Raw genomic sequence first — 14,894 nt, forward strand, 5'->3', positions numbered from 1 at the left:
GGCGCGGGGACGACCCCGGGGCGCCGAACAAGCCCACCGTGGCCCAAGGAACACCCCCGCAGGCGCGGGGACGACTTGGCGAATTTCTTGACGGTTTCATCACGCGGTGGAACACCCCCGCAGGCGCGGGGACGACCCCGGGGCGCCGAGGCCGCCGAAGTTGGCTGCTGGAACACCCCCGCAGGCGCGGGGACGACTCGGCGTGGAGGTTGCGAATCTCCTGGTGCTGGGGAACACCCCCGCAGGCGCGGGGACGACTGCTGCTCAGGTGCACCGGTACAGCGCCCCGACGGAACACCCCCGCAGGCGCGGGGACGACCCCTTCTGCCACTCCATGTGCCCGATGACCGAGGGAACACCCCCGCAGGCGCGGGGACGACGGTGCCCACCACCGCTGAGGCCCGACGCAGAGAGGAACACCCCCGCAGGCGCGGGGACGACACCTGGTCGCCGACAAGGGCGCGTGGGCCGAGCGGAACACCCCCGCAGGCGCGGGGACGACGTCTGCGGCTGCTCTTCACCGCGCGACGTCACCGGAACACCCCCGCAGGCGCGGGGACGACCGGAACAGCTGGCAGGCGTGGGACAACCTCGGCGGAACACCCCCGCAGGCGCGGGGACGACCTCGTTGATCTCGTCAAAGGTGGCGTCAAGGTCGGAACACCCCCGCAGGCGCGGGGACGACTCTGGTCGCAGGCCCGCTCTATCGGAATCACAGGGAACACCCCCGCAGGCGCGGGGACGACTCGGATGGGAGCGCGCCAAGGAAGAGCCCGAAGGGAACACCCCCGCAGGCGCGGGGACGACGGACGCCCCGTTGCACCCGCCCCGTTCCACCCGGGAACACCCCCGCAGGCGCGGGGACGACGCCCGTTCGATTTGTGGGGGTTGCGCCTTGCGGGGAACACCCCCGCAGGCGCGGGGACGACACTTGCTGACCTGCGACCTTACCCGGCCGCCGCCCCGTTTTCATTCAGTTGCGTTGCGGCCTCCGTCCCTACCACAGGGCACCTCCCGGCGGACGGAAAACAGGTAAGCAATGTTCAATTCCCTCGCACTGTCAGTGGTCCCGTTTAGGCTGCCGATCCAGCTTACAAAGCAGACCGAGACGGACGGAGGGAGTTGCGTGGCTGGGAGCCGCTTTCAGCCCGACGCCGCACGTGACGCTGCCGACGCCCTCGGTGTGCTCTGGGGGAAGTCCGAGGAGAAGGGCGGCGGGACGATGAATCTCCTGCTGTCCCATCTCCTTGACACCGCAGCGGTGGCTGAGTGCCTGTGGGATGGTTTTCTGACTCCTTCCACCCGGCAGATGATCGACGAAGTCGCCGGAGGGGCGGGCAAAGGGCGGCGGTTCTTCGCCTGGTTGTGCGGACTGCACGACTGTGGAAAGGCCACGCCCGCCTTTCAGCGTCTCTGGCCGAAGGGCGCCGAGAGGGTGCGTGCGACCGGGCTCGAATGGCATGAGCCCACCGCCAGAAAATTCGCGTGGCGGCACGATCGGGCAGGCGCTTGGGTGCTGCGTACGGTGCTTCCGGGAGCCGGGTGGCGGGACGAACACGTGGGCTGGGTATGGCCGCTGGTGGCCGGGCATCATGGTGCCTTTCCACGCCGGGCCGCCACGGATCCGAATCCGAAAGGCCGGGGACAGTTGGCCGGCGGCCCGCGCTGGGCCGAGGCGCGGTCGGCCTTGGTGCACCGTTTCACCGAGGAGCTCGGCTTCCGGGACCTGGCCGGGGCCGAGCCGGTGCGGGTCCCCTCGCGCGCGGCGCAGCTGCACCTGAGCGGTCTCGTCGTCATGGCGGACTGGATCGCCAGCGACGAGAAGCACTTCGGCGGCATCGACAAGCTGTCGGAGGTGACCGTGGGCCGTGCGCGAGAGCGGGCGGGCCGGGCCTGGGAGAGTCTCCGCCTGCGGGGTGGTTGGGGGCGTCTGGCCGAGCCTGCTCCTGACGCGTTCCGGGACCGGTTCCGGCAGGACCCCCGTCCGTCCCAGACCATGGTCCTGGACACGGCCCGGCGCATGGAAGCCCCCGGCTTGCTGGTCGTCGAGGCGCCGATGGGGGAGGGCAAGACCAAGGCCGCGCTGATGGCGGCCGAGATCCTGGCGGCCCGATTCGGTGCGGACGGCGTGTTCGTGGGGATGCCGACGCAGTCCACCAGCGATCCGATGTTCGGGCAGGTGAGGACCTGGGTCGGCGCCATCGACGAGGAACTGGCCTCCCAGGTCGCCCTGCTCCATGGCAAGCGGATGTTCAACAAGGAGTGGCGCGATCTGCTGGACGGGGGCGCCGAAGACCCCGAGGCCAGGTTCGGTGGGGTCGACGAGTTCGGCGAGTGCGCTGACGACGACCTGTACGGAGACGGAGTGGCCGCTCTGCGCGGACACCCCGTACGACCGGTGTCACGCGGCCCCGCCGAATGGTTCCTCGGTGCCAAGCGAGGGCTTCTGTGCCCGTTCGTCGTCGGCACGATCGATCAGTTGCTGTTCGCCGCGACCCGTACCAAGCACGTGATGCTCCGTATGGCGGGCCTGGCCGGCAAGGTCGTGGTGCTTGACGAGGTGCACGCGGCGGACGTCTACATGTCGCAGTTCCTCAAGGAGGGCCTGCGCTGGCTCGGTCAGGCCGGGGCTCCCGTGGTGCTGCTGTCCGCGACGCTTCCGCCCCGGCAGCGCCAGGAGCTGATCGACGCCTACCTGGCCGGCGCCGCCTCACGTGAGGAATTCACCGCCGAGGAATTCACTGCCGAAGCGCTTCCTGAACCACGGGGGTACCCCTCGGTGACCGCCGCGTGGATGGCGCCGGACGGGTCCCGGTCGCACGTCGATATCGCGACCTGTGCCAGTTGGCGTGAGGATCTGCATGTCTCCGTCGAGCTCATGCCGGAGACGATCCCCGGTCCCCGGGCGCCCCGGGAGGAGGCGGAGAAGGCACAGGAGGCGGCGGACGCTTCGGTCGCCGACCTTCTCGGCGTGGAACTCGCGGCGGGCGGCTGCGCCCTGGTGATCCGTAATACCGTCCGTCGGGCTCAGTCCCTCTCCATCGCGCTGCGCGAGCGTTTCGGTGAGGACGTACTGCTGCTGCACGGGAAGATCGCTGTCGGACCACGAGCGGACCGAACGCGACACTGTCTGAGCATGCTCGGCGCGCCGAAGGAGGGCGAGCCCCCGGTACGGCCGGCCCGGCTGATCGTCGTCGCGACTCAACTGGCTGAGCAGTCCTTCGATGTCGACGCCGACCTTCTCATCACGGACCTCGCTCCGATCGACCTCCTGCTGCAACGGATCGGGCGCCTGCACCGCCATGAGGGTGTCACCCGGACCGCCCGCCTGGCCCGTCCACGCGTCGTGATCACCGGCTTCGCGGGGCAGGACGGAACACCGGACGCGGGCGCGTCCGATCCCGTCCTCGCCACGGCCGGCGGCGCGGCGCCGGAGTTCCTCGGCGCGTCAGAATTCATCTACGGACGCCACCTGCTGCTCCGTACCGCCGCGTTGGTGTTCAAGGCCCAGGGCGACACCGGCCTGTGGCGCGTCCCCGGCGAGGTGCCCGAACTCGTCGCGGCCGGTTACGGGAGCCGCGACACGTTCGTGCCGTCACCCTGGAGAGAGGACGCGCGGGCGGCGGCGACGCGCTGGGAGACCGAACAGCGCGAGCGGGCCGCCGCGGCCGCCGAGTACCTCCTGACCCGACGCGGAGACAAGGAAGGCACCACCCTGGCGGGGCTGCACTATGTCTCCGTACCGGGCGGCGGCCGGGACACCGACCTGGACGCCGTCGTCCGGGACGGAGAGGCCGGCGCCGAGGTCATCGTCGTGATCGAGGACGCTGAGATGTACCGGACCCTCTCGGGGAGGGCGCTGACCGTCAACGGCGATGTTTCCGACCACCTGCTGGACGACGTGCTGGGTGGGACGGTGCGACTGCCCACGCATGTGTCGGCGGAAGCCGTTCAGCAGTTGGGCCCGCTGCCCGGCTGGCTCGGTCATCCGCGGCTGCGGTACAGCCAGGCTCTCGTCCTCGATTCCCGGCGCGGTGCCGTTCTCGCCGGTCGCCGACTGCGCTATGACGACGAACTCGGTCTGCTGGAAGAAGGAACAGCCGCTGAGCCCCATTCCAGGAGATAAGTGTGCGCGAAGCGGCGGGAACACGTTCCTCACCGTTCGGCTTTCCTCTCCGTCGCGGGACTGCCCGTGGAACGGGACCGTCCGTGGAAGAAGAAAGCGGAACGTCTTCGGTGGGTACCGAGGATGGCTGGTGTGAAAGGGTGCGGGGCATTCTTTCCATTCCCCCACGTGAACGAAGGGGAATATGCGACGCTTGACCTTACGTCGATCAGACGAAAAAGCTTGGGGGGACCAAGTTGTTCAATGTACTGGACGAGCCATGGCTGCTCGTACGCCCTGCGGCTGACGCGGAGAGTGAGAGTCGGCGCAAGGGCGGAGAAACGCCGGCGGTCGGCCTGAGTCGCCTGCTCCTTGACGCGGAAAAATTTCAGGACATCGTGGTCGACCTGCCCACGCAGAAGCCCGCGATCTTCCGTCAATTACTGCTTCCTGTTGTGGTGGATGCGCTCGGACGGCCGGCGGACGCAGCCGAATGGGCAGCGATGTTCGAGGCTGGAGCCTTCACGCGTCAGCAGCGGGAAAAGCTGTCCGCCTATATGGACACGTACCGCCATCTCTTCGATCTGTTCGATCCCGTCGCGCCCTTCGCGCAGGTCGCCGGGCTGCGTACGCCCAAAGGCGAGACGAAGGGGTCCGCCCTGTTGGTGGCCACCTACGCCACCGGGAACAACGTTCCGCTGTTCTCGTCCCGTACCGAGGGCGATCCGTTGGAGCTGACCCCGGCACAGGCCGCACGGTGGCTTCTGCACACCCACTGCTGGGACACGGCCGCCATCAAGACGGGAGTCGTCGGCGATCCGCGGATGAAGTCCGGCAAGACCACGGGAAACCCGGTCGGTCCCTTGGGGCAGCTGGGCGTCATCATGCCTGTCGGGCGGACCGTCTATGAGACCCTGCTGCTCAACATCCCCTTCGGGCAGGGGATTCCGTCCGACGACCTGCCCCAGTGGCACCGGCGCGCGACGGAAGGCACGATCGAGGACACCCTCTCGTGCGCCACACCCGCCTGGCGGTCCAGAGCCCCCCGCGGTCTGCTCGACGTATGGACCTGGCAGTCGCGCCGGATCCGGCTGGTCCCCGAAGAGACAGCGGCGGGTGCGCGCGTCACCCGGGTCATCGTCGCCGCCGGTGACCGGCTCGTCATCGACCCGGGCGTCGAGCCGCACACCGCCTGGATCACCGACCGCCCCGCCCTCCGGGGCAAGAAGAAGGCCGGTGGGAGCAGTTCGGTGCCATCCGTCCGCCCCCGTAGGCACCAACCGGGCCGGGCCGCCTGGCGCGGCCTCGAAGCGCTGCTGGCCATGAGCAGCGCGACCGAGGACCGCGACGCGACCGCCACCCGTTCGGGTTTCCAGGCCAGTGTCCTGATCAGCTGCCTCAGCGAGGTGCGGGAGCGGATACCGGAGGCGTATCCGCTCCAGGTGGAGCTGACCGGCGTCGCGTACGGAAACCAGTCCGCCGTCATCGAGGACATCTTCTTCGACGAGATCCCGCTGCCGCTGGCGGCGCTGGACCCGGACGGACTGACCTGCCAGTCGTTGCTGGACGCGGTGGATCAGGCGGAGAAGCTCGCCACCGCCGTCAATCACCTCTCCGGGGATCTCCGGAGGGCGGCGGGCAGCGAACCGATTCCCTGGGACAGAGGCCAGCGCCCCGGAGACACCCTTCTGCACGCACTCGACCCGGTGGTGCGGCGTCTGCTGGTGGGGCTGCGCACGGTCGGAGAGGACTTCGACCTGTCGGAGCGAGGCCTGGAGGCATGGGAGCGGAAAGCCGAGCGGGCGACATGGAAGGTGGCGGAGCAGGTCTTCTCCACCGCCGCTCCCGGCACTTTCACCGGCCGGACCGTGAGCAAGGACGGTAAGGACCACGTCTACCGGCTCAGCACAGCCGAAGGTGCCTTCCGGGCCCGTCTGGACGGGATCCTCACCCGCCGGGCCGCAGGACGCCGGAACGGATGAGTACCGGTTCGTCCGGACCGGCACCACGTGACGATCCACCCGCTCTCTCACCGAAGGGGACCGCAGTGTCCACCGACCCGCAACTCGATCCCGCCGCACCCGCGATCGCCCCGCGCCCCCGTCCCGCTGCCCCCGTGCGCCGCTACTGGAGCCAGCGGGCGGACAGCCACGGAAGGTGGCGCACCGATCGCGCCGGCGGGGCTGAGATGCGGGCACCGGGAGAGGACCTCGCCGCCCTGCGTTCCGGCCTGGGCCGTCCGGCCGGTACGGTGCCCGCGCTCTGGCGCTTCTACACGAGTCGGACCGACGGGCAGGTGACGCCGGAGCTGGAAGCCGAACACGCGGCCCTGTCGCTCTACGGTCTGCACCAGCAGAGTCAGAGCCGGCCCATGCACATGGGCGGAATCACCATGGGCAAGGCCCTGCGCAGCCTGCACCGCAGCGGGCGGTTCGGCGAGGAAGCCGTCGACCGGCGGGTCGCGGCAGCCGTCCAGGCCACGTCCGTACCGGCCCTGGTCTACCGGCTCCGTGGACTGGTGACCCAACTGCGTTCCGTGGAGCAGCCGTTGGACTACGACCTGCTGCTCCGGGACATCGCGCGCTGGGACCACCCCGAATCCCGGCAGCGAGTCCGCCGCGACTGGGGGCTCGCCTACCACTCCTGGGATGCCCGCGCGGACCGGGCATCCCCCTCGAAAACCTCTTGACTCCCCTTTCGCTCAAGGGGATCGAGCCCACGAGGGGATCGAGCCCACAAGGGGATCGAGCCCACAGACACCAGCGCCATCGTCCAGGTGGCCCCTCGAAGCAGCGGTCCGGCAGGACCGCCGATGACCCGTACCCGCTGACCGATCCACCGGAGGACCTCATGGCGCTGTCCGCGTCCCGTACGTATGTCGACATTCACATTCTGCAGACCGTTCCTCCGGCCAACCTCAACCGGGACGACCAGGGAAACCCCAAGGAGGCCTACTTCGGCGGGGTCCGCCGTTCCCGGGTCTCCTCCCAGGCGTGGAAGCGCTCCACCCGCACGCACTTCGCCGAGCGCGTTCCCGAGCAGGACCTGGCGACCCGTACCCGGCGTATCGGTGCCGCGCTCACCGAACGGATCGTCGTCGGCTCCGGTCTGGACGCGGAGCCGGCTGCTCGACTGTCGGGCGCGCTCCTGGCACAGTTGAAGATCAGTGCCGGGAAGAAGGACGGCGACACCGCCTACCTCTTCTTCTACGGGAACCGCCAGCTCGAAGCCGTGGCCAGGCTGGTGAAGGACCGTGCCGTCGAGCTCGCCGGCCTGGACGACGTCCAACTGGCCGACGAGATCAAGCGGATGCCGGTACAGGAGAAGTTCAGTACCGGTCACCCCATGGACGTCGCCCTGTTCGGACGCATGGTGGCGGACATCCCCGCCCTGAACGTCGACGCCGCCACCCAGGTCGCCCATGCCCTGTCCACCCACGCGGTCGAGCTGGAATTCGACTACTTCACCGCGGTCGACGACGCGCAGACCGGAGAGGAGACCGGCGCCGGCATGATCGGCACCATCGGCTTCAACTCCGCGACTCTCTACCGTTACGCGTCCGTGGGCCTCCACCAGCTCCTGCACAACCTCACCGACGAGGAGGCGGCCGTCACGGCCGTCGAGGAGTTCGTGACGTCGTTCACCCGCTCCATGCCGACGGGCTACGGGAACTCCTTCGCGCACCGCACCCTGCCCAGTCTGGTGGCGGTCGTCGTGCGCTCCGACCAGCCGGTCAACCTGGTCTCCGCCTTCGAGGAGCCGGTCAGTGCCTCCTCGGCCACTCCGGCCGAGGGACACCTTTCCCGGCGCAACGGCCCCTCGGGCATCGCGGCGAACTCCGCGCGGAGGCTGGCGCGCGAGCACGCCGAAGCCCTCCGCGCCTGGGGCGACGCACCCGATTTCACCGGCGTGTGTCACACCTTCACCGAGTCCGCCGGCACCACCGAGCTGCTGGAGGAGACCTTCGGCGAGGCCCTCGCCTTCCCGCAGCTCCTGAACGGCCTGCGCGCACACCTCACCGACACCCTCAAGCAGGCCGCCCGATGACCCAGAGCCCGCCCGAGCCCACATCCGACGGCGAGGCCGTCCTGCTGCTGCGGCTTGCCGGGCCGATCCAGTCGTGGGGCACGCGCAGCGCCTTCAACCGCCGCGAGACCAGCGCGGAACCCACCAAATCCGGGGTGATCGGCCTGCTCGCCGCCGCGTCGGGGCTCCCTCGGGAGGCACCCCTCGACGAGCTTCTCCCGCTACGGCTCGGCATCCGCGTCGACCAGCCCGGAACCCTGCTGCGTGACTACCACACCGTCAGTGACTACCGGGGCGGACCACTGCCCCAGGCGGGTGTCTCCGCCAAGGGGATCCAGAAACCGACCTCCCCGGCCAAGCACACCCATGTGACGACCCGCTACTACCTCCAGGACGCCGTCTTCCTGGCTGCCGTGACCGGCCCGTACGCGTTGTTGACCACCCTCGACCGAGCCGTACGGGCGCCCGCGTTCCCCCTCGCGCTGGGCCGCCGATCGTGCCCGCCCACCCAGCCGGTCTCCCTCGGCCTGCGGGAAGGACAGCTCGACGAGGTGCTCCGGGAGGAGCCGTGGCAGGCGTCCCGGCGCGCCCGCGAACAGTACGCCGCCCAGTGCGGCCGGGAACGACAGCTCGGCCACCCGTTCTACCCGGCGCGCCTCGACCGTTCGGTCACGCTGGAGGAGCCGGACGGTGACGACGTCCTTCACGACGCACCGGTCTCGTTCCACCCGCACGCCCGCGGCTTCACCGGCCGCCGCGTACGGCACGGCTGGCTGCGCATCCCCACCGGCTTCCCGAAGCCGGACGACGAATCCGTCAGCGGCCCGGATGACGAAGCCGGGCACGACCCTTTCGCCCTGCTGGGCTGGTGAGCGACATGACCTACCTCTCCCGTATCCGCATCAACCCCCTCCGCACGGAAAGCCGCCGGCTGCTGGCCAACCCGCGTGCCATGCACGGCGCCGTCATGGGCGGCATACCTGGCGCCCCGGCCGACGAACGCGTGCTGTGGCGGCTGGACGCCGACAATCCCCACCGCCCGCACCTCTTCGCCCTCACCCGGTCCAAGCCTGACTGGACCCATGTCGTCGAGCGGGCCGGCTGGCCCGACGCCGACGGTGAGCACGCCGCGGTCCGCGACTACGCACCCCTCCTCGGCCAGATCGCCGGCGGCCGGGAGTTCGCGTTCCGCCTGACCGCCAACCCCGTCCAGAACACGCAGACACCGCGTACCCCCACCCCCGCGCAGACCGAGCGCATCGAGGCCAACACCGACCAGAAGCGGGTACGCGGCTTCCGGCTCGGCCACCGCACCGCCGCCGCCCAACTCCACTGGTTCCTCAGCCGGACCGAGCGCTGGGGCTTCGACATCCCCGCCTCCCGGACCGACGCCGCCGCCCCCGGTATCGATCACCCGGCGCCCGTCCCCGACCGGCCGCGTCCGGAGGACACCCCTGTGCCCGGTGAGGCACCCTGGAATCCGCACCCGCTCCGCGAGGTACGGATCACGGACCGGCAGCGTCACTCCTTCAAGAAGAACGGCGCTGGGTCCAGCGTCACGTTCCACAGCGCCACCTTCGAAGGGCGCCTGGTCATCACCGACCCGGCGGCGTTCACCGCCCGCCTCCTCGACGGGATCGGCCCCTCCAAGGCGTACGGCTGCGGCCTGCTCACCCTCGCCCCCCTCACCGGCCGGGAGGGCTGAGCCATGGCCGACATCTGGTGGAAAGCCGACCCGCACGACCTGCATCGGACGCGTTCGCCGCGGGCGACGACCTCAACCGCCTGCTGTCCGCCGCCAACGCCGCGCTCTACGGCATCTGCCATGCCGTCATCGTCGGTCTCGGCGCGAGCCCCGGACTCGGGTTCGTCCACACGGGCTCGGCGATCTCCTTCGTCCTCGACATCGCCGACCTGTACAAGGCGGAGTACACGATCCCGCTGGCCTTCGACCTCACCGCCAAGGGCCTCACGGACGAACGGGACGCCCGCGTCGGCCTCCGCGACCAGATCGCCGGGACAAAGCTTCTCGGCCGTATCGTGACGGACATCAAAGCCCTGCTGAACCCGCCCGGCGCCGATTTCGACACCCCGGAGACCAGCGAACTCTGGGACGAACGCCTCGGTACGGTCTCCGCCGGCGTCAACTGGGCCTCTTCCGAAGAAGCGCACGCCCCGGCGAGCGGCACGGCCTCGGCCTCCGGTCAACCCACCGCCGCCGACGATCCCGCTCAACCGGAACCGCCCACCTCCGCCGAGCCCGGCATGGGTGAGCGGTACATCGCCATCATCGGACCGGAGTTCGAGGAACCGACCTCCCCGGAGCAGCCCACATGACCGTCATCGTCCTGATCGCCGCACCCGACGGCCTCCGGGGCCACCTCACACGGTGGATGGTCGAGGTGAACGCCGGGGTCTTCGTCGGCAACCCCAACCGCCGCGTACGTGACCGCCTCTGGGAACTCCTCGCCACCCGCATCGGAGACGGCCAAGCCGTACTGGTCGAGCCGGCGTCCAACGAACAGGGCTGGGCGATCCGCACGGCGGGCCGCGACCGCTCGCGGCCCGTGGACTTCGACGGGCTGATCCTCTCGGCGCGCAATCGCCGTTGAGCACGGGTCAATACGTGACAACGGGATTGGCGAAGGTGAACTGGGACAGAGAGCGTTGTTTCTTCGTTCGCCCTGACGCCTGGGCGTAGTTTCGGGGCATGGCTACTGAGCACCTGGGCGACCGCGTGGCAAGACTGCGCCGCCTTGCCGACCTCACCCAAGAGGGGCTGTCCGAACGATCCGGCGTGTCCGTGGACGTGATCCGGAAACTTGAGCAGCATCGCAAGCACAGTGCACGGCTGCCGACGCTTCATTCACTCGCCAAAGGGCTGGGCGTAGAACTGACGGCGCTTCTCGGGGACCCGCCCGGCGTGCCGTCCAGCGGTGATGCCGAGCCGCCCCAATTGGTCGCTGTCCGGCGCGCGATCATGCCGCCGATGTTCGCTCCACCCATCGAGCCCAGGGGCGTTGAGCGGCTGTCTCTGCCCCTTCTACGGGCCGAACTGGCAGAAGGGTGGACGTTGTACCACGCGGCGGAGTTCGGGCGGCTCATGGACATGTTGCCCGGCATCATCGAGGACGCCCGCCTACTTGCTGCCGTGGGAAGCGCGGACCAGCGGGCGGCCGGTCACGCGGCGCTCGGCAAGGCACTGCAACTCGGCGGACACCTGGCCATCCGCCTTGGGAAGACCGATCTCGGTCTCTCGGCTCTGGAGCGCGCCTACGCTGCCGCTGGGAACTCTTCGGACCCCTTGCTTGCCCCGATGGTGTCGAACTCGGTGGCATGGGCCTATCAGCGGCAGGCCCGGTTGGACGATGCGCGGAATCTCGCCGTACACGCTGCCGACGGGGTGGAGCGGGAGGACACGGGTACGCCGGAGGGTATCCGTGTCTGGGGTGGCCTGCTGATGTCTGCGGCCACGTCGTACGCACGAAGCGACGACTATGAGACCGCCAACGACATGATGGTGACAGCCGAGAAGGCAGCGGGCCGGTTGGCGACGCTTCCGCCACCGGCTGAGGGCAAGTTGGTGTCGGTGTTCAGCCGGTCGTCGGTTCGCATCGAACGGGTTCGCCTCGCCGTGCAGCATGAGCGGCCCCAGGAAGCCCTGACACTGTCCAAGGGCATAAGGCTGAGCAAGGACACGCCGCCCTCATGGCGGACGTGGCTGCTGCTGGACGTAGCACGCGCGCACACCGACATGGGAGATGCTGCCGGGGCTGTGGGAGCGCTGGAGAGTCTGCGGCGGGTGGCCCCAGGGTGGATGCGGCACCACACGTTGGCTGTCGCCGTCGTCAGCGACTTGTGGAACGGGGCCGCGCGACCACCAGGTCTGCGAAGGCTCGCCGAGTTCCTGGGAGTGGCCAACTAGCAAGGCGGTCGAAAGGGTTGCCCGTCAAGTGGTCGTGCCCGTGCGTGTGATCGTAAGGCGACCACACGCCCTCGTAGCGGAGCTGTCGGGGCTTACGGCCAACACAGCGTGCGTGCTGGGCGGCACGACGGGGCAGACCTTGCCGCGACCGGTATTAGCGTCGCGAGACTAGGACGCTCCGTCCCTGTAAGCCCGCGTCGCCCGGCGGCACGATCCATGCATGACCGATCCCACGCGATACAGCACCGCACCGGTTGAACTGCCGTTATGGCCGGCGTTGGAACCGACCCCGGTAGAAGGGTGTCCAGGGTGCACCGAACTCGCCAACGTACGTGACCGTTCGCGCTTGGTGGGCGACACGAGCACGGTGTCGGACTGCAACGTCTTGATGCGACGGCACCCGGAGGGGCATCAGTGAGCGGGCGTGCTGTGTACAGCGCGTCCCGTACGTTACGCGCGGAGCGGGGGAACACTTCCGTTCGGGCCGACTGGGCGGAGGCGGGAAGTTCCTCGTTGACACACCGACTGGGACCGAGAGGTGATACCACTCCCACCGGCGTACGGGTTTGAGGTTGCCACGCGGACTCAAGAGCGCTCCACCTCGGACATGAGGAGTCGCAGGGTCAACGAGTGTTTTTCGGGCGGCAGTTCGTTCATAGCTGCCCGTGCGTAGGCCACGCCCCCGGTTCGGTCGCCGGAACGGGCGAGCATGAGGCCCCGCTGCATCTCCAGGTGCGTGGCGAAGCGGGGCAGCGTAGCGGGCAGCTCCCGACGCGCGGCCTCTTGCGCTGTCACCGCTGTGCCCTCGTCCCCGAGTCGGGCAGCGAGAAGGGAAGTGAAGACGTTCATGCGCCACCAAGGCACGGCGTAGTCAGAGGTCTGTTCATACGATGCCGCGGTATCGAAAACACGACGCCCTCGGTCCATGAGCTTCCGCGCGGTCGGGTGGTCGCCCCGGATGGCCGCGGCGTGCGCTTTCCCCATGATCGCGTTCAAGAGCCCCAGCGACGGCTTGTCGCTGATCGCCATGGCCTGGTCGGCGAACACGTCGGCGACGCCAAGGGATGCCCCCTCGTATCCCAGCGCGATCGCTGCCCGCCCCCGGACCCATACGCGGGCCTGGTCGTCGCCCGACTCGTCAGCGGCCTTGGCCGCCATGCGATACCAGTTCACGGCCTTGGAACCGTCGGAGCCCGGAAAGGTCTTGGCGTAGAGAGTCATGAGACGTGCGGCGACGGACCAGAGCTGAGGAGTGTCCAGTTGCTGCTGGATTACGACAAGCTCACCGGACACGCGACGCTGAATGTCGGCGGCCCCAAGACTCATGTACTCCGTTCCGTACGTGGCCAGCTTCGCTCCCCAGTCTTCCACGGAAGGCCCTTTGGTGAGTCGAGCGGCGAATCCCGCGCTGAGCAAGTCGGAGGCCACCACAGGGGCTATGGCGGTCGCGGCAACATCGCTGATAAACGTACGGCGCTTCACTTCACCCTCAAGTACGGCTAGGGGCACGTCCAGGACGGCCGACAGGCACCGGAGGTAGTAGGGCCCCGGTGTCACCTTGGAACGCTCCCAGCGGCTCAGGTACTCCCGGTCAAGGTTCGTTCCAAAGGCATCGTTGATCTCCGACACTAGTCGCCCCTGCGACCAGCCGCGCGAAGTGCGAAGGTCTCTGATCAGTTTCCCGATGGCCATGCGTCCATCTTGCCCGTACGCCTGCTCCTGGAGAGCTCAAGTGTCTTCACAGCTCATTACTTGCCCCTATGGATGCCCCTGCTCCCTCTCCGCTGACTGGCCGAAGGTGTGTGTAGCGGCTAATGGCGGAGGTACAGACATGACCGATCCCACGCGATACAGCACCGCACCGGTTGAACTGCCGTTGGGGCCGGCGTTGGAACCGACCCCGGTAGAAGGATGTTTAGGGTGCACCGAACTCGCCAACGTACGTGACCGGTCGCGCTTGGTGGGCGACGCGAGCACGGTGTCGGACTGCAACGTTTTGATGCGGCGGCACCCTGAGGGGCATCAGTGAGCGGGCGTGCCGTGTACGGCGCCCCCGGGCGTTACGCGCGGAGCGGGGAAACGTCCTGGCGGAGAGCTGCTGCGGCATCGCCAGGGACGCCCGCGCCTACGAGACCCACCATCCTGACGAGGCAAGGGAGTTGATGCCGCTGTTCCGTGCGCTGCGTGATCACGCCCGGCATCGGCGGTGCCTGCATGGGGGCCGGTGCCCCGTCGTCAAGGCGAGCGCTCTCGTGTTGGACGAGCGGGGTCGGCTGCTCGCGGTCTGCCGCAGCGGACACCGCACGCTCGTCGAGGGAACGCCGACGGGTGGAGAATCCCTGCGGGCCGCCGGCGCGCGCGCACTGCGGGAGTTCACCCGAGTGGGAGAGGTCGGGGAGCTTCCCGGGCTCGACGGTCCTGTCATGGTCGACATCGTGGACCCCTTCGGTGCTACTCGCCGCCGTACCAGGATCACCTTCCTGTACCTGTATCGCGCCCGCTCCACTGCCGTTCGTCCGGGAGTCGGCGACGACCCCTTCGGCTTCTCGCCGCTCTGGATGCCGCTCGACGAGACGGAGTGGCTTGTCGCGAAACGCCCAGGACCGCTGCTGTGACCGCGCGGCACCAATCCGGCCCCGCCATAGGGGAGACCGTCATGGACGACGCCACGGGCCTCACCGGCATCCTCCGGGCCGTTCAGGCCTACGTGGACCCGTCGCTACCGCGATGGATGCAACCACGCCGACCGCCCGTGCTCGCCTTCCTGCGCCCCGAGGGCGGGGGGACCGAATGGACTACGGTGGCCACCGCGCTCAGGCGCCCGTTCAAGTCCGTTAC

Annotated in this window: 11 protein-coding genes and 1 CRISPR repeat array (1 of these 12 cut by a window edge); of the genes, 10 read left to right on the top strand and 1 reads right to left on the bottom strand. The window is 69.1% G+C overall.

The features are described from left to right. A CRISPR array of direct repeats spans positions 1–929; the repeat unit is 28 nt; unit sequence GGAACACCCCCGCAGGCGCGGGGACGAC; it begins 503 nt to the left of the window's first position. 197 nt (positions 930–1,126) lie between these two features. From cas3 to ACIBAE_RS08095, 9 genes are all read left to right on the top strand, one after another. Further along, entirely contained in the window at positions 1,127–4,126 is a 3,000-nt protein-coding gene (gene cas3, locus ACIBAE_RS08055) for a CRISPR-associated helicase Cas3' (RefSeq protein ID WP_399283011.1), read from the top strand. Positions 4,127–4,362: 236 nt separating this feature from the next. After that, on the top strand, positions 4,363–6,087 hold the full coding sequence (gene casA / locus ACIBAE_RS08060) for a type I-E CRISPR-associated protein Cse1/CasA (RefSeq protein ID WP_399283012.1): 1,725 nt from the start codon (positions 4,363–4,365) through the stop codon (positions 6,085–6,087). 65 nt (positions 6,088–6,152) lie between these two features. Next, on the top strand, positions 6,153–6,794 hold the full coding sequence (gene casB, locus ACIBAE_RS08065) for a type I-E CRISPR-associated protein Cse2/CasB (protein WP_399283014.1): 642 nt from the start codon (positions 6,153–6,155) through the stop codon (positions 6,792–6,794). Positions 6,795–6,955: 161 nt separating this feature from the next. Then, on the top strand, positions 6,956–8,152 hold the full coding sequence (gene cas7e / locus ACIBAE_RS08070) for a type I-E CRISPR-associated protein Cas7/Cse4/CasC (protein ID WP_399283015.1): 1,197 nt from the start codon (positions 6,956–6,958) through the stop codon (positions 8,150–8,152). After that, on the top strand, positions 8,149–9,003 hold the full coding sequence (gene cas5e, locus ACIBAE_RS08075) for a type I-E CRISPR-associated protein Cas5/CasD (RefSeq protein ID WP_399283016.1): 855 nt from the start codon (positions 8,149–8,151) through the stop codon (positions 9,001–9,003). Before cas7e ends, cas5e begins: the two co-directional genes overlap by 4 nt. Before the next feature lie 5 nt (positions 9,004–9,008). Then, positions 9,009–9,836, top strand: a complete 828-nt coding sequence (gene cas6e, locus ACIBAE_RS08080) for a type I-E CRISPR-associated protein Cas6/Cse3/CasE (protein WP_399283071.1) — start codon at positions 9,009–9,011, stop codon at positions 9,834–9,836. Between the two features lie 17 nt (positions 9,837–9,853). Next, positions 9,854–10,468 (top strand): CRISPR-associated endonuclease Cas1, encoded by a 615-nt coding sequence (locus tag ACIBAE_RS08085; protein ID WP_399283017.1) that lies wholly within the window; start codon positions 9,854–9,856, stop codon positions 10,466–10,468. Further along, entirely contained in the window at positions 10,465–10,743 is a 279-nt protein-coding gene (cas2e, locus tag ACIBAE_RS08090) for a type I-E CRISPR-associated endoribonuclease Cas2e (RefSeq protein WP_399283018.1), read from the top strand. The genes ACIBAE_RS08085 and cas2e overlap by 4 nt, the downstream gene beginning before the upstream one ends. A gap of 98 nt (positions 10,744–10,841) precedes the next feature. Continuing rightward, complete coding sequence (locus ACIBAE_RS08095) at positions 10,842–12,056, top strand: helix-turn-helix domain-containing protein (RefSeq protein ID WP_399283019.1); 1,215 nt, start codon at positions 10,842–10,844, stop codon at positions 12,054–12,056. 585 nt (positions 12,057–12,641) lie between these two features. Here the strand turns inward: ACIBAE_RS08095 and ACIBAE_RS08100 are convergent. Continuing rightward, positions 12,642–13,748 carry a helix-turn-helix domain-containing protein gene (locus ACIBAE_RS08100; RefSeq protein WP_399283020.1) on the bottom strand — a complete coding sequence of 369 codons (1,107 nt, stop codon included), beginning with the start codon at positions 13,746–13,748 and terminating at the stop codon, positions 12,642–12,644. Positions 13,749–14,218: 470 nt separating this feature from the next. Here ACIBAE_RS08100 and ACIBAE_RS08105 point away from each other — a divergent pair, with 470 nt between their 5' ends. Next, complete coding sequence (locus ACIBAE_RS08105; protein WP_399283021.1) at positions 14,219–14,671, top strand: NUDIX hydrolase; 453 nt, start codon at positions 14,219–14,221, stop codon at positions 14,669–14,671. Positions 14,672–14,894 lie beyond the last annotated feature (223 nt).

Origin of the sequence: Streptomyces sp. NPDC051569 (assembly GCF_044454085.1) — a bacterium.
GTDB lineage: Bacteria > Actinomycetota > Actinomycetes > Streptomycetales > Streptomycetaceae > Streptomyces.